The sequence below is a fragment of the Priestia sp. BR_2 genome, assembly GCF_041954005.1.
Lineage (GTDB): Bacteria > Bacillota > Bacilli > Paenibacillales > Paenibacillaceae > Paenibacillus_AQ > Paenibacillus_AQ lautus_A.
In genome coordinates this window covers 192,891-209,994 of record NZ_JAVFHM010000294.1, presented here as the reverse complement: position 1 = coordinate 209,994, position 17,104 = coordinate 192,891, and the positions used below count along the sequence as shown (strand labels likewise).

The following is a 17,104-nucleotide window of genomic DNA, read 5'->3' as shown; positions in this document are numbered from 1 at the left end:
ACGGAAGTCGCCAATCATGGTCGATTGTTCGGTCATTTTCATGTACACTTAATTTAAGATAGAAGAAACGCATAAACTCCAAAGCACGCGATCATTCAGATTGCCATAAAACAGCGTCTACGCGCGTTCTGTCGGAGCATGTACGTCGGAAGTCGTTTTTTCTTATAATGAAGAATTATTGGAAGAATCATATAGAAAGATGGAGGTTTCACATAACATGCTGCTGCAAGCCAATGGCATTACGAAATTATATGGCGTTACGCCCGTCCTGGACGGGATCAATCTGCAAGTCCTTGAACGCGAAAGAATCGGCCTCGTCGGAGTCAATGGAGCCGGGAAATCGACGCTGCTTAAAATTTTGGCCGGCGAGATGTCCTATGATGGCGGACAAATCTTCAAAGCCAAGGAAACCACCGTCGGTTATCTTGCCCAGAACAGCGGGCTTCAGTCCGATTCCTCCATATGGAACGAGATGCTGGATGTCTTTACTCCCCTGCTGGAGATGGAGCGTGAGCTTCGTCAGATGGAGGAGCAGATCGCCGACCCCAAGTCGAGCGAAGATCCGAAGAAATACCAGGAGCTTCTGGATCGTTATGCGGTCCGCTCGGACTGGTTCAAGGATCAAGGCGGATATGAGATCGAAACACGCATACGCAGCGTGCTGCACGGCATGGGATTCGGCAGCTTTTCACCGGATACGTCCATTGCCACGTTAAGCGGCGGGCAGAAGACAAGGCTGGCCCTTGCAAAAATACTGCTGCAGGCACCCGACCTGCTGATGCTGGACGAACCGACCAACCATCTGGATATCGCAACCCTCACCTGGCTGGAGGATTATTTGCGCGGTTATTCCGGCTCGCTGCTCGTCGTTTCCCATGACCGGTATTTCCTGGATCGGCTCGTGACCACCATCGTGGAGATCGAACGCCGCCATTCCAAAAAATATACCGGCAACTACAGCCGGTACATTGAGCTGAAAGCAGCCGAATACGAATCCCAGCTGAAGCAATACGAGAAGCAGCAGGATGAGATCTCCCGCATGGAGAACTTCATTCAGCGAAACCTGGTACGGGCCTCTACGACCAAGCGTGCGCAGAGCCGCCGCAAAGCGCTGGATAAAATGGAGCGGCTCGACAAACCGCTGGGCGATCTCAAGAAAGCTCATTTTTCTTTTGAAGCCGAGTATATGTCAGGGAAAGACGTCCTTCACGTACGTGATCTGTCGCTTGCGTTCGAGCAGGACAAACCGCTGTTTCGGCAAGTTTCCTTTGATCTCAGCCGCGGGGAAACCGTAGCTTTGATCGGACCCAACGGGGTGGGCAAATCGACGCTCCTGAAATGCTTGATCGGTACCATGAAGCCGACGGCGGGGTCGCTGCAATGGGGTACAAAAGTGAAGATCGGCTATTACGATCAGGAGCAATCCGAGCTGAACCCAAGCAACACCGTCCTGGAAGAGCTGTGGGGCACCTATCCGCATATGGAGGAAGCCCGCATTCGTACCGTTCTGGGCAATTTCCTCTTCAGCGGCGAAGATGTCCTCAAGAAGATCAGCTCCTTAAGCGGCGGGGAAAAAGCACGCGTCTCGCTTGCCAAGCTCATGCTTCTGGAAGCCAACATGCTCATCTTGGACGAACCGACGAACCATCTTGACTTGTTTGCGAAAGAGGTGCTGGAATCGGCACTCATGGATTACGAGGGCACTTTATTGTTCATATCCCATGACCGTTACTTCCTTAATAAAATGGCGGAACGCATCATCGAGCTTCATCCGGACGGCATTCAACATTTCCTGGGTAATTATGACGACTATACGGAGAAAAAGCAGGAAATTCTTGATATGGACAACGAGCCATCCGAGCCGTTTGCCCGCCACACCCTGAAACAGGAAGGGAAAGCCGAGGCTCTGCCTGAGAAGCAAGGGGCCGTTTCCTTCGAAGCCGAGAAGCAGGCGAAACGGGAGGAACGAAACCGTCAGCGCAGGCTTGCCAGCTTGGAGGAGCAAATTCATGTCCTGGAATCGGACATTACCCAATTGGAAACCGAAATGACCTTGCCGGAGATCTATCAGGATTATATGGCGCTCCAAGAACGGCAGCAGTCGTTAGAGGAGAAAAAGAGTCAGCTTGAGCAAATATTTGCCGAATGGGAGTTATTGCTGGAAGCCTAAAAAAATTCACAAAAGTGTTTCAAATGAAGATTTACGTTTATACACAAACTTATCCCCAAGAATGGTGCATAAGTTTATCATGAAAATGGCCGAAATGGCCATTTTTTTGTTGTTATACGCGGATCCCCGGTCCTATATCCAGCTTTATCCACTAAGTTATTCACATTATCCACAGTTTCCACCGGGAAATTTGAAAATCCTGTCCCCTCTTTTCAGCGTCTTGCAAAAGACCGATTTATCGACATTTTTCTCGGTTATGCACATTTTTTGGCGGATATGTGGATAACGTTGTTCACAACTTGACAGTGTTTGATGTTCTATATATTTAACTCCTATATAGGGCCTACCTTTTATTATTTTGGAAAAAAGCGACCTTCCCCGTTCCGGGTTGAAGGTCGCTTGTGCCAATCTAAGTAAATGTAAGCAACTGAGGTCCCTTAATCGCTTCGATGCCTAAACCGACATTAACGCCGAGTTGCATGCCGCAACGTATGCCAAGCCTGCGGCCATGACGATATCCTGGTGCACGGCCGTGCCGCGGAAGATCTTGCCGGCCTTCTCCACCGTTACCGCCGCTTCGGCATGCGCGTCCTCGCCGCTGCTTAAAGAATGCAGCTCCAGATCGCCAAACCGGATGTCGCTGCTGATTCCTTGGCTGATCGCCGATATGACGGCTTGCACGGGACCGTCCGCCACGCTGGAGTAGGTGGCTTCCGTCTGCTCGCTCAATTGGCGCAGCGTAACCGCGGCAACCCTGCTGCTTCCCGTGCCGGAAATGACCTGCGCCTCGGACAGTTCGTACACCTGTGCCGGCTTGCCCAATGTGCGGCTGACCATCTGCAGCAGCTGATCATCGCTGACCACCTTTTGACGGTCAGCCGTTTCCTTGAAGGTATCGTACAGGGATTCCATCTCGGCTCCCTCGAGCCGGACACCGTAACGGGCCAAGCGGTCCTTCAGGGCATGGCGGCCGGAGTGCTTGCCCAGTACGATCATGCTTCGCGGAATGCCCAGCTTCTCCGGATCCATAATCTCGTAGGTGCTACGATCCTTCAGAAGACCGTCCTGGTGAATGCCGGATTCATGCTGGAAGGCGTTCCGGCCGACCACGGGCTTATTGAAGGCGATCGGAAAATGCATCGCACCGCTGACGAGGCGGGATACCTCGTACAGCTTCTCGGCCGTAATGCCCGTCTCTGCCCGCAGCATGTCACCCCGGGTAGATAGAGCCATGACAAGCTCTTCCAGCGCGCAGTTGCCTGTACGTTCGCCCACCCCGTTCACGGTGACCTCAATTTGACTCGCGCCGTTCTCGATCGCGGCCAGGCTGTTGGCCACGGCTAGACCGAGATCGTTATGGCAGTGGGCACTGTAGGCGACCCTCTTCCCGCCTCGGGCGCCTTCCCGCACGCGCCGGAACATCTCGCCGTATTCGTTCGGAAGCGCATATCCGACCGTATCCGGCAGATTGATGATCGTGGCTCCCTCTTCGATAACGGCCTCCACCATCTCGATCAGGTCGTCGATGCCCGTTCGGGAAGCATCCATCGCCGTGAATTCCACCACATCGCTGAATTGCCTCGCATAAGCCGTCATTTCACGCGCCCTTGCCACGACTTCCGGACGGCTCATGCGCAGCTGGTGGCGAAGATGGATGTCGGAAGAGGAAATAAACAGGTGAATCCGCCTTCTCGCCGCATCCTGGGTTGCCTTGACGGCCGCATCAATATCCCCTTTTACCGCTCGCGCGAACCCGCAAATCTCCACCTGCTGCAGCTGCCTTGAAATGGCCTGCACAGCGGCGAACTCTCCGGGACTGGACACCGGAAACCCGGGCTCCATCACGTCAACGCCCAATTCCGCCAGCTTTCCGGCCAGCACCATCTTCTGCTCGGGCTGGAGACTTGCCCCTGGTGCCTGTTCTCCGTCCCGCAATGTCGTATCGAAAATTCGGATCGTTCTCTTGGATTCATTCATCTTCCGATATTCCTCCTTCGTTAGGGTACAACCCTGATTTTCATTCGATTGGATTCCGTTGTTCTATCCAACTGGTTATGTTCAATGCACGTCCGCACGTCGACTTGCGTCCGCCTCCCACCCTGCTGCTGCCGGCAGCAAAAAAGCCCGCCATCTCTTATATCATAAGAGACGACGGGTTAAAGACCCTCCGTGGTACCACTCTAATTGACACGCCATGCTGTTCAGCGATGCTGACGCACGCACGTGTCCACTCACCGTCCATGATCTCCTCATGCCGGCCGGGTCATGAAGAGAATGGACTTCCCGATGACGGAGGAACGCCGTAAGAGAGTCCTATCTGCATTCTTGGCATTCGATCCGGATCGATCAAATCATCCGACCTGCAGACGTTCCCTCTTCCGCTCCCGGGCGAGATTCGAAGCTTGCTGCCGCTGCGTTGCACCAAAACCGCAGCTCTCTGTAGACAGCTCCCTTCTACTGCTCCCGTTCATCGCGTTTATACGATATGCTGTTATGCAAAAGCTTCCTGATATCCGGCTCCCTTTACCGGGTATCTTTAACTCTTTAAGCACTTCTTCGTTGTTATACGCCTTCTGCCTGATCCGAGTTCCCGCTGCCTCACCATGCAAAAAAGCCTGCCATCTCTTATGCAAGAGACGACAGGCTATCCTATCGCGGTACCACTCTTGTTGACTCTAAATCCTAGGTCATTGCAAACCCGGACCTTAAAGCCCCCTCCATCGCCAAATCACAAAGGATTTGTGCGCAGCCGTTCTCACGGAGGCCATCCCGTAGCAAGGTCAAGCTCCGCAATGTCATCTCTGCCTTAGAGGCATTTCATTGCGCGAGGTTCCCCTGCTCCGCTCCCAGGTGAGTTCAGGCTCCTGTCGTCTGCGTTGCACCGTCCCGCAGCTCTCTTCATCCAAGGTTCACCTTACTGGTCCTGTTCTTTGCGTTTCAACATTCTGGAATTTGATCATGATTATACGTTCTGGACAGAGACGTGTCAAGAAGCTTTAGCTTAATGTTCAGCCCAAAATTCCAGCGACATTTGCGGATCAGCCTTCATATCCAGCGGCGTAAAGCTCTCCCGCTTCCATTTCAAATGCGCCGCGGCCGCAATCATCGCTCCGTTATCGGTGCAATATTGAAATGGCGGGATCGTCAGCGGGATTCCTTCCTGCCCGCACCGCTCGGACAATGCTTGACGAAGTCCGCGATTGGCGGCTACGCCCCCGCACAGCAGCAGCTGTTTGGCATCGTATGCTTTGACCGCGCGAACCGCCTTCTCCACAAGCACCTCCACGACGGATTCCTGAAAGCCCCGGGCTATCGCTTCCGTCCGAACGTCCTCTCCACGCATTTTGCTCTGATTGACGACATTTAATACAGCCGATTTCAAACCGCTGAAGCTAAAGTCATAAGAATCCGGCTCCAGCCATACGCGGGGAAGATCCACGACTTCCTCGGCTTCCAAGGCCATTCGGTCGACATGTGGGCCTCCGGGATACGGGAATCCAAGCGCCCTTGCCACCTTGTCGTACGCTTCGCCAACCGCATCATCCCGCGTCCTGCCGATTAACTCAAAGCTGCCCTCGTCTTTCATGTAGACCAGCTCGGTATGGCCGCCGGAAACAACCAGCGCCATGCAAGGATAGGCGATGTCGCCCACAAAGCGGTTTGCGTAAATATGACCCGCAATATGATGCGTGCCGATCAGCGGCTTGCCCAGCGCAAAGGCCAGGCTTTTGGCCGCCATGACGCCCACGAGAAGCGCTCCGACCAAACCGGGACCCTGCGTGACGGCGATCGCCGACAAATCCTTCATTTCGATCCCGGCCTCGGCTACGGCCTGCTCAATAATTAATGTAATGCTCTCCACATGCTTGCGGGAGGCCACTTCGGGCACCACCCCGCCGAATGCTTTATGCGTTTCAATCTGGCTGGCAATGACGCTGGACAATACCTCGCAGCCATCCTTTACGACGGCAACCGAGGTTTCATCGCAGCTCGTTTCTATCGCCAAAATGCAGCTGTGCTGCCGGTCTATTTTTTCATCCTTCATGATAGCCTTTGACTTCCTTCCTCGCCATCGTCCTCCCGATAAGGGGGCAGATCTGCCCACATGATGAGTGCGTCTTCCTGGTTATCGGAATAATACCCCTTCCGGACACCGGCTGGTTTAAACCCTTTTTTGATATATAAACGCTGGGCAACGTGATTGGACACCCGAACCTCGAGCGTCATTTTCTCCATCCCCATATAGGCAGCTGTCTTCATCAGTTCGGTCAGCAGCCGATCGCCCCACTTGCGTCCGCGATACTGCTCCAGCAGGGCAATATTCGTGACGTGCGCTTCATCCACGATTGTCCACATGCCGGCATACCCTACGGTTCGGCCTTCGTATTCCATAATCATATAACGCGCAAAATGATTCAGTTTCAGTTCATTATGAAAGGCTTCCTCGGTCCAGGGCACGGTAAACGCTTCGCGCTCCACCTTGAGAACCTCCGGTATATCCTCCAGGGTCATCAGCCGGAAGGACAAACCTTCTTCACCGTCCGCCGGCTTCTTCTGCTCGTCCATTACGAATCCTACGCTCCCTTCACCGCTTGCGCAGCAGGTTCGCTTCCGCTTCGGAAAGCTGTGTATAATTGGGCACCAAGGTATGCACATCATCCGCTTCCCCGGCGAGTAATCTGGCTGCTCCCAGATACCCCATCCAGCGGCCCTCCAGCGAGTACGGATGAATCCGGAGCCTGTCTCCAAACCACGGCTCCAGACCTCGAGCGGCCTCCGCATGAAGCTCCACTTCCCCGATAAACCATATGCAGACCGGGCGCTCCCCTTCAGGCAGCTTGCTGATTCGTTCCTCTATGGCTACCACCCAGGACTGCATCAGGCGGATGCCGTCCGTCTCCATACGTACCGGCGCTTCCGCTTGGCGTTTTGAATCGGCAGCGAATAATGCCGTATACACTTGTCCCCGTCTGGCATCCAGCAGCGGAACGACCCAGTGGACTCCCTTTTCTCCCGCCGTCTCGCTCCATCCGGATTTCAAGCCCCCCCATGCCAAAGCATGCAGGCTGGATACCCCGACGACCGGAAGCTGATTGGCCCATGCCAATGTTTTGGCTGCGGTCACCGCTATGCGGATGCCCGTATAGGAACCTGGCCCCACTCCTACGGCAATGCCGTCTACCTGGTCCATGCCAAGGCCGGCTTCCGCAAGCGCCTGATCCATCACGGGATGCAGGTGCACCGAGTGGTTGCGGTCCGCATTCGTGTTAACCTCCGACAGCAGCTTGTCCTGCTCCATCACGGATACCGCCAGCGAAGCCGTTGACGTATCCAGCGCCAAAAACCGCTGCTGCGGCTTTTTGTCATTGTTGTTCATTCATGCTACCCCATTTTTCATTCAAATCCCGGCACCACTCGCCATAAGGCCCGCCCTGGCTTGAAAGTGTGATGATCCGGTTCGTTTCGCCCGTCGTTTCTAGCTGGATATGGAGATACTGCTCAGGCATAAGCTCGGTGATCAGGCTGCTCCATTCCACGAGACAAACCCCGTCACCATAAAAATATTCGTCCAGCCCAAGCTCATCCGCCTCATCGACCGACAAACGGTATACATCCATATGGTAGAGCGGCAGACGCCCCTCATATTCTTTAATAATGGTAAACGTCGGACTATTCACAACCCCGTTCACCCCAAGGTGCCGTGCAAATTGTTGGGAGAATGCCGTTTTTCCTGCTCCAAGATCCCCGTCCAGACCGATGACGGTCCCCGGCTCCGCCCTCGCGGCCAGCCAAGCAGCAAGCTGCTCCGTCTCCTCCAGACTGCTTGAAGTCATTCGAAACCGGCCCTCCGTACGGCCATTATTCACTGATAACCCACCCTTTGTTTAGTTTGCCCATATCTCAAAATACTTGATCTTCATTATATCGGTCCTCCCAATCCGCTGCAAGAACATGCGTTTTTCTGGATTGGCAGAGATGAAAAAAGAAAGGGTTACTCGAATTTCAAACACTGACACGATGTAGTCAAAGTTCAAGCACTATAGTGAAACAAGCACCCGGAGGAACCATGATAAAAAAACATAGGAGGATGACAATGAACGGAACAAACCAACCGAACGTTATCTCTTTTTCAGAAACGACCATAACTCCCTTTCGCATTCAAATTCCGGAGGCGGACCTGATGGATCTTAAGGAACGTATGAGCCGTACCCGCTGGCCTGATGATCTGGAGGATAACCACTGGGATTATGGCATGCCGCTTCCTTACTTGAAGAAGCTGTCCGCCTATTGGAAGGATTCGTACGATTGGCGTAAATATGAAACCATGTTGAATCAATTCCCACAATTTACGACCACGATCGATGGACAAAACATTCACTTCCTGCATGTTCGCTCACCTGAACCCGATGCGCTGCCTCTAATCGTTACCCATGGCTGGCCGGGATCGGTCGTGGAGTTTATGCATATGATTGAACCGCTCACCAACCCAAGCAAGTACGGCGGAAATCCGTCCGACGCTTTCCATCTCGTTATTCCCTCCCTCCCGGGTTTCGGCTTCTCCGGGCACACAAAGGAACGGGGATGGAATATCGAGCGCGTGGCAAAAGCATGGGATGAACTTATGCTTCGACTAGGGTATGAACGTTATGGAGCTCAAGGAGGGGATACGGGGTGTATGGTTTCGGCTGAGCTTGGCCGGATTGCCGCAAAGCGTATCGTTGGCGTTCATTGCAATGGTTTGTCGGTGTTTCCGAGCGGCGATCCGGCTGAAACCGAGAACCTCACCGCTGCAGAGCAGCTGCGCTATGATGAATTAGCCGGAGGCGGCTTTGACGGGTCCGGCTACGCCATTTTGCAAGCGACCAGACCCCAGACACTATCCTACAGCTTAACGGATTCCCCGGTTGGGCAGCTAGCATGGATTGTAGAGAAGTTTAAGGAGTGGACCGATCCAACCGCAGGTCTTCCTGAAGAGGCGGTAGACCTTGATCTCCTTCTTACGAATGTCTCGATCTACTGGCTGACAGCAACAGCAGGCTCATCTGCAAGAATCTATAAAGAAAGCGCCGGCAATTGGGGAGCGCCGGCACCGTATTCCTCGGTACCTACCGGCGTCGCGGTTTTCCCTAAGGACCTCTCGATCCGCAGTATGGTCAAGCGCCAATACAACATCGTGCACTGGTCGGAGTTCGACCGGGGCGGCCATTTCGCCGCATTGGAAGCTCCTGATCTGCTGATGGATGATATCCAATTATTTTTCAGAGGGCTGCGTTAACGGCAAATTATACGCAAACCAAACACACCTTATCCGGTTTCCGACAGTACGGAAACCCGAACAAGGTGTGTTTTCATGCCATTTCAAGCTTCTGCAAGGAAGCTAAGCCCCTTTAATCAGGCTATTCGCCTTCCTTCAGCCGGTCCACATTCACCGTCAGCGTGTTGGTCGGACGGGAACCAACCTGAACGGTAGCCATCCCGTTCTGCGGATCGATCTGCTCGATCCAGACTGGCTCCCCTTCCAGGTTCACCTTGTAAGTATCCTTGGAGTTAAAAATCTCCACGGCGCGCTGCATCTCCATACGTTATGATCCTCCTTCTTCCGGTTCTCTTGGCGATTCGTCCACGACCTCCATCGTGTCGGTGGTGGATGGGCCGATCAGTCCGTTATCCATCGTGACATTGCCTCCGCCAAGGCCTTCGTTAATCATTCGGTCAATATCGAACATGGTAGATTCCCGAGAGATCTCGCTCTCCTCCGAGGTCAGGCTGTTCCAATCCACCATGTCGCCGTTCACCGGTTCGGATGCGGAATGGTCCGAGGCTCTGTCCTTCTGTATCTCTTCCGACGTTTCGGTTTCTCTAGACTCCATCATGAGAAGATTACCTCCTTTTACAGGCAGCGTTCATCGTCAATATGCCACAAACAGGTTCTAATTATGCAATCCTGAGCTATAACTCATACTAGAGTCTTTTTTTGGGCACACTAATAGAGGTAGTTCAAAAAATTATAGTCGTCGTTTATTGCGTTTACTACACGGTCATACCCAAAACATATTAGAACTTGATAGGAGGTTTCATAGAATGCATACGGTTTGGAAGGGCGCGATCAGCTTTGGTCTGGTGCACGTGCCGGTGAAGATGTTCTCGGCTACGGAAGACAAGGATATTTCGATGCGGTACATTCACAAGGAGTGCGGCAGCCCGCTCTCCTACATCCGCAAATGTCCGGTATGTGAAGAGGAGGTTGCCTGGGAGGAGATTACGAAGGGCTATGAGTACGAGAAGGGGAAATTCGTGTTGTTCGAAAAAGAAGAGCTGGAGCAGCTCGCCGAAGCGAACAGCAAAAACATCACCATTCTGGACTTTGTCGATCTGACCGAGATCGATCCGATCTACTTCCAGAAGACCTACTATCTCTCGCCTGATCAAGCAGGTGCCAATGCATACCGGCTGCTGCTGGAAGCGATGAAGCAGTCCGGCAAAATCGGCATCGCCAAAATTGCCATTCGCTCCAAGAGCAGTTTGGCTGCGATTCGCGTGCTGGATGAATGCCTGTCGATCGAGACGATTTTCTACCCGGATGAAATCCGGCCGATTTCGCAGGTCCCGAATTTGCCTGAGCGAACCGAGGTCAACGCCAAGGAACTGGATATGGCCAAACTGCTGATTGACCAGTTGTCGACTCCCTTTGACCCTGAAAAATATACGGATGATTATCGCGAACGCCTGCTGGACCTGATCAACAGCAAAGTGTCCGGCGAAGAGATCAAGATTGCCCCTGCTCGTCAGGAGACCAACGTTGTGGATCTGATGGCGGCCCTTCAGGCCAGCATCGAGGCCGTCAAGCCGATCGGAACGGACCCGGGCACCAAGCCGAAGCCGCGTAAAACGACCCGGAAGACCGCTGCCAAAGAGCCTGCAGCCAAGGTCAGCGGCGGGGAAGCTGACGCGGATGCACCAAAGCCGAAACGCCGGACGGCCAAATCCAAGAAATCCGATTCCCCATCCTAAAGCCGCATGGGACAGTTGCAAAATTTGCTGCCGAAAGAGCCGATGGCTCCGATCTCGACGGATCAGATTACGACCGGCGAAGATTGGGGTTATCAGCTGAAATGGGATGGCGTACGCATTCTGGCCGGGCTTGACCAGAACCGCGTATCCCTGTATTCCCGCAAGCTGCTCGACAAAACATCCCTGTACCCCGAAATCGTTCAGGCTTTATCCGTCCTGCAGGATCGGCGTCTTCTCCTGGATGGCGAGGTCGTGTATTTTCATCCGGAGCTTGGCCGCCCCGTCTTTCAGAAGGTTCTTCAGCGGGAGCGTTCGCGTACGGTCAGTACGAGCGCTCCTCTGTTTACTTATGTGCTGTTCGATATCTTGGTGGATGGCGACGAGGACTTGCGCAAGCTGCCTTATCTGGAACGTCATCATCGTCTCAAGGAGACGGTTTCCGACATTCCGGGCCTGCTGACCGCCGATCTGTTTCTTGAAGGCGAACCGTTATGGGACTGGGCGGAACAGCGCGGTTGGGAGGGCATTGTCATGAAGCGCCTCTCCTCGCCATACCGTGAGGGCAAAAAGCATCGGGATTGGTACAAAAAGAAAATTGCCGTGAACATGGCAGCCTCCGCCGTCGCCATGATCATCAGGGAAGGTCGCGTAGCCAGCCTCGTCATCGCAGACGACGATGGGAACTACATCGGCCGGGCTTCCCTGGGGCTCAATGAGCAAACGAAGAAGAAACTGCTGCAATATGCCGAAAGCCATCGTGCTGACGCGGTATGGAGAACGCTCCATACCGACCTGAAGAAAGAACAGCTGGCCTGGCTTAGCCAGCCTTTATCAGTCCAGGTCACATTTCTCGAGTGGAGCCAGGATGGCATGATGCGCCATCCCAAACTCGTATCGATTGAGGGGGTGTAAACCATATGGCTCGTACCGTTAAAGGCACCCTGACGATCGAGGGGCAAGAGATTCAAATTACGAATCCCGACAAACCGCTGTGGCCGGAGGTCGGCATTACCAAGGCAATGTATTTGCAAAAGCTTGCGGCCATCTCGCCTTTCTTGCTCCGGTACTGCCGGGGCAGGCTGCTCACGACCATCCGGTATCCGCACGGAGCCCAAGGCGAATCCTTCTACCAGAAAAATGCACCCGAGCCGCTGCCGCCCTTTGTTCAGACTTATGTGCACGAAAATATTAACTACGTGCTGCTCAACGGGCTGCCGGAGCTGCTCTGGCTGGGGAATCTGGCTGCGCTTGAGTTTCACCCTTCTCTGCATCTGGCAGGCAGCCATCTGCCCTGCGAATGGATGATCGATTTGGATCCCACGCTCCCGGAGGAGCCCCGGATTATGGAGGCGACGGCTATTGTAGGGGACGTGCTGAGCTCCCTGGGCCTGTCCTCCGTCCCGAAAACCTCGGGAGCGACCGGAGTGCAGATCATCGTTCCGATTCCGGAAGGCGTAACGTTCGATGAACTTCGAACGGTTGGCCAATTCGTGGGCCAATACGTGACGGAGAAGTTCCCGAAGCTGTTCACCATCGAGCGGCTGAAGAAGAACCGCGGCGATAAAATCTACTTCGATTATCTTCAGCACTACAGCGGAAGGACGCTCGCCGCTCCTTATACCCCGCGGGCCCGGCGGCTCGGGACCGTCTCCACGCCGCTCACGTGGGACGAAGTCCGCCAGGACGTTTCTCCCACGGAGTTTCACCTGCTGAACATCGAAGAACGGCTGAGGGAAAAGGGCGACCTGCTGCAGACCCTGCCGCCCCAACCGATCGAGAATGTCATCCGGCATCTGTTGCCAAAGGGTAAGGCAGCGTCAAAAAGGAAAGGATAGCTGCTCAACATCGGGTGTAAGCTCCTCTCCGGAAACCGGGGCCGCCGGTTGAGGAAGCTGCCTTGGACTTACAGGAGCAGCCCATTCCCTCGCAGGGTGATCGTTGGCCCCTTCATCCGATGTATCGTTCTCCGAGGCTGCAATCAGTCCGGACCGGTTAACGGCAGCAGGTGCCCCCATGGTCAATCCGCTCAGCCCATATTCGTTCAACAGCCTGGACGCCATCGACTTGAAGGAACGAACGTAATGCTCTTCCGCATAAGCGCCTTGCCCATATAACTCGCGGTAGGATTGAACCACCTCGGGAAAGTGGTGTTTCAGCGTTTCGAGGTACCATTTCTTCACGTCGCGCGACAGTCTCAGCAAGGAGATCATCGCAAAGGAAACGCCTCTTTCCTTGGCCTGGGACAAGAGCTCCTTCAGTTCCGGCTCCTCGTCCGTCAAAAATGGCAGCACAGGCGCCACAAACAAGCCTGTTCTTATGCCTGCAGCCGATAATCTGTGAATCGCATCAAGCCTGGCCTCCGGATGAGGCGATGCCGGCTCCAGCTTCCGGATGACGTCCCCGCTCAGCGTGTTGAGACTCATGTTGACGGACACGTTCTCCATCCGGGTCAAGATATCCAAGTCCCTCAATACGAGCGGAGAACGCGTCGTAATGCTGGTAGAAATGCGGTATTTAGCGAGCAGCTTCAGACATTCCCGCGTAAGGGTCTCCTTGCCCTCGATCGGCTGGTACGGGTCGGTTGCCGTTCCGATCGTCACCTGTCCGATCGATCTCCGCATCGCTTCAATGTCATAGTTAAACTTCCTCGCCGCGCTCGACAACTGCTTCTCCAACGCTTCCGCCGCATTCGACTTCATAAAAATATGGTGCTGGAACTCGTCTTCCGCTCCCATCCCGATAAACGATTGAAATGCGCGGGCATAGCAAAAGCTGCAGCCATGTCCGCAACCTCGATACGGATTGATGGACCAATCGAAGGGCATCCGCTCTTCCTTCACTCGGTTTAATGTTTGCTTGGTGGTTATGCGTTCATATTGCGTACGAGCCATTCCGCTTCCTCCTCCCTGGACCTGCCATGCTCTATGTCATTATTCTTTATTTTAACAAACATATGTTCTTATTATAAGTGGGTTTTACTGGATTTACAAATCCTGATTCCATGAATGCTTCATGATGACCGGATTGAAATCGCTCCAATTACTCTTTATAATCAATATATATCAAGTGATATATATTGATCGTTCTACATATGAATAACTTAAGGAGCTGTAGACATCATGGCACCAAAAACGAAATTTACCAAACAAGATATCGTGCTAGCCGCATTCGACATTGCCAAAACGGATGGCATCGAGTCCATTACGATCCGAAAAGTAGCCGAACGTCTCGGCAGCTCCATCGCGCCGATCTATGTCAATTTCAACGACGTCCAGGAACTGCTTCAGCAGGTCGTCGAAAGAGCCTTCCATGTGGCCAGAGGAATGATCATGGAGCAGCAATCCGGACAGCCGTTCCGGGATATCGGCATGGCAAGTCTCCGCTTTGCCAAGGAATATCCCGTGCTTTATCGGGACCTCATGATGAAGGACAATCCCCATATGAAGAATACGCCGGAACAACTGGACGAAGTTATCGGATTGATGAGGCAGGATCCGGAGCTCGGCGGATTTTCGGATCAGGAGCTGCAATCTATTTTATTGAACATGCAGGTGTTTCAGACAGGTCTCTGCGTCATGGTGGCAAACGATCTGTTCACGAAGAACGTGGATGACGAGCAGATGATGAATATGATGGACGAAGCCGCTGAAGCGTTCATACGTGCTGCGCGTGCCCGGAAACATGAGGGAAACGGAATCTAAACTGAAGGAAAGAAAAATTACGATTCATGGGAGGTAGAACGGCAATGGGAACAATCCTGAAGCAATCGGTTCTGGATGCATGTGTGACTCAAATCGCCAATAAAAGAAATGTGTTTAGCACAGTGATGTGCGTCGAGGACCAGGAGCGGTCATTGTCCATAGTCGGCAGCGGAGGTGATATGCAGCCTGACGACCGCTATTTCATTGCCAGCGTGACCAAGTTGTACGTGACTGCCGTACTCTTGAAATTACGCGCCGAGCGGCGGCTGGAGCTCCATGATCCCATTGGCAAGCACCTGCCCGAAGAGATTATGACCGGGCTCCACAGGTTTAAGAACCGGGATTACGGCGAAGAAATCACCGTTCAGCATTTGATGTCCAATACGTCCGGCATCCCGGACTATTTCTCGGAAACCGTCTTCTCGAATCTGATCGCCGGGAAGGATCGAGCTTGGAGCCTGGACCAAGTCCTGGCTGCTGCCAAAAGGAAAACGCCTAAATTCAAACCGGGACAGCAGAAAAAAGCCCAATATTCCGACACCAACTATCGGCTGCTTGGCCAAATCATCGAGAATATCAAGGGCGAATCCATTCAGGCCGTATTCCAGGAATACATCTTCGACAAGCTCAAGCTGACGCAAACCTATTTTTATCATGACCCGGAGGATGCGTCCCCCGTTCCGTTCCATTACAAGCAGAAGCGACTGGACCTTCCCTTGTATATGGCATCAGTCGGTGCGGAGGGCGGGATCGTCTCCACGGCAAGGGAAACGATGACGTTTTTGCGATCCTTTTTTAACGGGGATTTGTTTCCGCTGGGTGATTTGAGGGAGCTCCAGAGGCAGTGGAACTTCCTGTTTGCTCCCGGCCCCTTCTTCTATGGCATCGGCATTTCAAGACAGCCGCTATCTCCTTTCAGTCTGGGACGCGGACTCATCGGCCACTGGGGCCAATCCGGGGCATTTGCCTTCCATCACCCGGAGTCGGGCCTCTATTTCACCGGAACCGTGAACCAGGCCGTCGGTCAATCCGCCGCCGTCCAGGCCATGTCGCGAATCATTCGTCATTATGTGCGCGAGAAGAAGGCGCTGCGCCTGCAAGCCGATACTCTTTAAACAAAAAATGGCTCCGCCCGCGCTAACTCTCGCACCGGGTGGAGCCTGAAATGATTGTATTAATGGATTGCCTTTTTCTTAAAGCGGCCGCCCTTCACATCATGGATGTTGCCGACGGCTACGAAGGCCTGGGAGTCCCAGTCTTCCACAATGGATTTGAGCTTTGCTTCTTCCAGGCGAGTGATAACCACAAAGATAACCTTCTTGCTGTCTCCGGAATAAGCGCCCTCGCCTTCGAGGTAGGTTACGCCGCGTCCCAAACGCTGGGTCAGCGCATCACCGATCTCCTTATGCTTATCACTGATAATCCAAACCGATTTGGATTGATCAATGCCTTCAATGGTAATATCGATCAACTTAAACGCAAGGTAATACGCAATCAGCGAGTACATGGCATGGTCCCAGCCGAAAATGAAACCTGCGCTGCCTAGAATGAATACGTTGATGAACATCACGATTTCGCCGACGGAGAACGGCGTTCTCTTGTTGATCAGAATGGCCACGATTTCCGTGCCGTCCAAGGAACCGCCGGACCGGATAACAAGGCCGACCCCGATTCCGAGAAGCACGCCGCCGAACACGGCCGCAAGCAGCGGATCGATCGTGATCGGATCGACGGGATGCAGGAAATAAGTGCCGACGGACATGACCAATACGGCAAACAGCGTGGATAATGCAAAGGTTTTTCCGATCTGTTTATATCCCATAAACAAAAACGGAAGGTTGAACAAAGTCAGGAATACACCCAGCGGAATATCGGTGATATGGGAAACCATAATCGAGATTCCGGTAATCCCTCCGTCAATAATCTTGTTCGGCACCAGAAAGATTTCCAGCCCTACTGCCATCAAAATCGCGCCGAAAGTTAAGAACACCAGACGGCGGAGAAGCTTCAAGGTCGCTGAGCCTGCCTTGGGATTCTCCGGCTTCTGCTGCTCCGCTTTCACTTGCGCCAGAATCTTCACATCACTTGACATAAATCTCCCCCGTTCAACTTTATGAAACCAAGCTAATATATATTTATAAGTGGATCCTATATAAATATTCTATCATATAAATAAAAGCGGGACATAGATTTTTCGCAGTTTATCCTGCTTTTTACTCGG

16 protein-coding genes and 1 other annotated feature are annotated in these 17,104 nt (G+C 53.2%); of the genes, 7 read left to right on the top strand and 9 right to left on the bottom strand.

Translation table 11 applies throughout. The features are described 5' to 3' along the window. Positions 1-217 precede the first annotated feature (217 nt). Positions 218-2,170 carry an ABC-F family ATP-binding cassette domain-containing protein gene (locus tag RB298_RS24685; protein WP_486049023.1) on the top strand — a complete coding sequence of 651 codons (1,953 nt, stop codon included), beginning with the start codon at positions 218-220 and terminating at the stop codon, positions 2,168-2,170. A 453-nt stretch (positions 2,171-2,623) separates the two neighbouring features. Here RB298_RS24685 and RB298_RS24680 read toward each other — a convergent pair whose 3' ends face one another. From RB298_RS24680 to tsaE, 5 genes are all read right to left on the bottom strand, one after another. Next, positions 2,624-4,147, bottom strand: coding sequence for a 2-isopropylmalate synthase (locus tag RB298_RS24680; RefSeq protein WP_096776539.1), 1,524 nt, complete (start codon positions 4,145-4,147; stop codon positions 2,624-2,626). A 164-nt stretch (positions 4,148-4,311) separates the two neighbouring features. Next, positions 4,312-4,650, bottom strand: a binding site (T-box leader). A 521-nt stretch (positions 4,651-5,171) separates the two neighbouring features. Then, on the bottom strand, positions 5,172-6,215 hold the full coding sequence (tsaD, locus tag RB298_RS24675) for a tRNA (adenosine(37)-N6)-threonylcarbamoyltransferase complex transferase subunit TsaD (RefSeq protein WP_096776541.1): 1,044 nt from the start codon (positions 6,213-6,215) through the stop codon (positions 5,172-5,174). After that, positions 6,212-6,736, bottom strand: coding sequence for a ribosomal protein S18-alanine N-acetyltransferase (rimI, locus tag RB298_RS24670; protein ID WP_096776542.1), 525 nt, complete (start codon positions 6,734-6,736; stop codon positions 6,212-6,214). The genes tsaD and rimI overlap by 4 nt, the downstream gene beginning before the upstream one ends. Before the next feature lie 19 nt (positions 6,737-6,755). Then, positions 6,756-7,547 (bottom strand): tRNA (adenosine(37)-N6)-threonylcarbamoyltransferase complex dimerization subunit type 1 TsaB, encoded by a 792-nt coding sequence (gene tsaB / locus RB298_RS24665; RefSeq protein ID WP_486049020.1) that lies wholly within the window; start codon positions 7,545-7,547, stop codon positions 6,756-6,758. After that, positions 7,534-8,004 (bottom strand): tRNA (adenosine(37)-N6)-threonylcarbamoyltransferase complex ATPase subunit type 1 TsaE, encoded by a 471-nt coding sequence (tsaE, locus tag RB298_RS24660; RefSeq protein WP_015737295.1) that lies wholly within the window; start codon positions 8,002-8,004, stop codon positions 7,534-7,536. The genes tsaB and tsaE overlap by 14 nt, the downstream gene beginning before the upstream one ends. Positions 8,005-8,264: 260 nt before the next feature. Between tsaE and RB298_RS24655 the strand changes: the two genes are divergently transcribed. After that, the gene (locus RB298_RS24655) at positions 8,265-9,446 is read left to right on the top strand and encodes an epoxide hydrolase family protein (protein WP_486049019.1); all 1,182 of its coding nucleotides are present in this window, start codon (positions 8,265-8,267) and stop codon (positions 9,444-9,446) included. Positions 9,447-9,567: 121 nt separating this feature from the next. Here the strand turns inward: RB298_RS24655 and RB298_RS24650 are convergent, their stop codons facing one another. Next, a complete protein-coding gene (locus tag RB298_RS24650; protein ID WP_015737296.1) occupies positions 9,568-9,750 on the bottom strand; it encodes an H-type small acid-soluble spore protein in 183 nt (60 codons plus the stop codon). Between the two features lie 3 nt (positions 9,751-9,753). Continuing rightward, positions 9,754-10,044 carry a hypothetical protein gene (locus RB298_RS24645; protein ID WP_036665182.1) on the bottom strand — a complete coding sequence of 97 codons (291 nt, stop codon included), beginning with the start codon at positions 10,042-10,044 and terminating at the stop codon, positions 9,754-9,756. Positions 10,045-10,252: 208 nt separating this feature from the next. On the opposite strand from RB298_RS24645, the gene ku reads away from it, so the two are divergent. From ku to ligD, 3 genes are read left to right on the top strand one after another with little or no spacing between them, the layout of a single operon-like run. Continuing rightward, positions 10,253-11,182, top strand: a complete 930-nt coding sequence (gene ku / locus RB298_RS24640; protein ID WP_096776546.1) for a non-homologous end joining protein Ku — start codon at positions 10,253-10,255, stop codon at positions 11,180-11,182. A gap of 24 nt (positions 11,183-11,206) precedes the next feature. Then, positions 11,207-12,094 (top strand): ATP-dependent DNA ligase, encoded by an 888-nt coding sequence (locus RB298_RS24635; RefSeq protein WP_255250649.1) that lies wholly within the window; start codon positions 11,207-11,209, stop codon positions 12,092-12,094. Between the two features lie 5 nt (positions 12,095-12,099). Further along, positions 12,100-13,017, top strand: coding sequence for a non-homologous end-joining DNA ligase (ligD, locus tag RB298_RS24630; protein WP_009590907.1), 918 nt, complete (start codon positions 12,100-12,102; stop codon positions 13,015-13,017). Here ligD and RB298_RS24625 read toward each other — a convergent pair. After that, on the bottom strand, positions 13,000-14,073 hold the full coding sequence (locus RB298_RS24625; RefSeq protein ID WP_096776548.1) for an SPL family radical SAM protein: 1,074 nt from the start codon (positions 14,071-14,073) through the stop codon (positions 13,000-13,002). The genes ligD and RB298_RS24625 overlap by 18 nt on opposite strands. Before the next feature lie 228 nt (positions 14,074-14,301). On the opposite strand from RB298_RS24625, the gene RB298_RS24620 reads away from it, so the two are divergent. Both RB298_RS24620 and RB298_RS24615 read left to right on the top strand, forming a co-directional pair. Next, complete coding sequence (locus tag RB298_RS24620) at positions 14,302-14,883, top strand: TetR/AcrR family transcriptional regulator (protein ID WP_192570663.1); 582 nt, start codon at positions 14,302-14,304, stop codon at positions 14,881-14,883. Between the two features lie 44 nt (positions 14,884-14,927). Next, a complete protein-coding gene (locus RB298_RS24615; protein ID WP_486049015.1) occupies positions 14,928-15,998 on the top strand; it encodes a serine hydrolase domain-containing protein in 1,071 nt (356 codons plus the stop codon). Between the two features lie 59 nt (positions 15,999-16,057). On the opposite strand, the gene RB298_RS24610 is transcribed toward RB298_RS24615, so the two are convergent. Further along, positions 16,058-16,975, bottom strand: coding sequence for a YitT family protein (locus RB298_RS24610; protein ID WP_015737304.1), 918 nt, complete (start codon positions 16,973-16,975; stop codon positions 16,058-16,060). Positions 16,976-17,104: the final 129 nt, after the last annotated feature.

Bases quoted from the DNA above. Each gene is read 5' to 3' on its own strand.
- tsaB (WP_486049020.1), bottom strand. From the start codon at position 7,547: ATGAACAACAATGACAAAAAGCCGCAGCAGCGGTTTTTGGCGCTGGAT.
- RB298_RS24610 (WP_015737304.1), bottom strand. From the start codon at position 16,975: ATGTCAAGTGATGTGAAGATTCTGGCGCAAGTGAAAGCGGAGCAGCAG.
- ligD (WP_009590907.1), top strand. From the start codon at position 12,100: ATGGCTCGTACCGTTAAAGGCACCCTGACGATCGAGGGGCAAGAGATT.
- tsaE (WP_015737295.1), bottom strand. From the start codon at position 8,004: ATGACTTCAAGCAGTCTGGAGGAGACGGAGCAGCTTGCTGCTTGGCTG.
- ku (WP_096776546.1), top strand. From the start codon at position 10,253: ATGCATACGGTTTGGAAGGGCGCGATCAGCTTTGGTCTGGTGCACGTG.
- rimI (WP_096776542.1), bottom strand. From the start codon at position 6,736: ATGGACGAGCAGAAGAAGCCGGCGGACGGTGAAGAAGGTTTGTCCTTC.
- RB298_RS24655 (WP_486049019.1), top strand. From the start codon at position 8,265: ATGAACGGAACAAACCAACCGAACGTTATCTCTTTTTCAGAAACGACC.
- RB298_RS24620 (WP_192570663.1), top strand. From the start codon at position 14,302: ATGGCACCAAAAACGAAATTTACCAAACAAGATATCGTGCTAGCCGCA.
- RB298_RS24615 (WP_486049015.1), top strand. From the start codon at position 14,928: ATGGGAACAATCCTGAAGCAATCGGTTCTGGATGCATGTGTGACTCAA.
- RB298_RS24685 (WP_486049023.1), top strand. From the start codon at position 218: ATGCTGCTGCAAGCCAATGGCATTACGAAATTATATGGCGTTACGCCC.
- RB298_RS24680 (WP_096776539.1), bottom strand. From the start codon at position 4,147: ATGAATGAATCCAAGAGAACGATCCGAATTTTCGATACGACATTGCGG.
- RB298_RS24625 (WP_096776548.1), bottom strand. From the start codon at position 14,073: ATGGCTCGTACGCAATATGAACGCATAACCACCAAGCAAACATTAAAC.
- tsaD (WP_096776541.1), bottom strand. From the start codon at position 6,215: ATGAAGGATGAAAAAATAGACCGGCAGCACAGCTGCATTTTGGCGATA.
- RB298_RS24645 (WP_036665182.1), bottom strand. From the start codon at position 10,044: ATGATGGAGTCTAGAGAAACCGAAACGTCGGAAGAGATACAGAAGGAC.
- RB298_RS24650 (WP_015737296.1), bottom strand. From the start codon at position 9,750: ATGGAGATGCAGCGCGCCGTGGAGATTTTTAACTCCAAGGATACTTAC.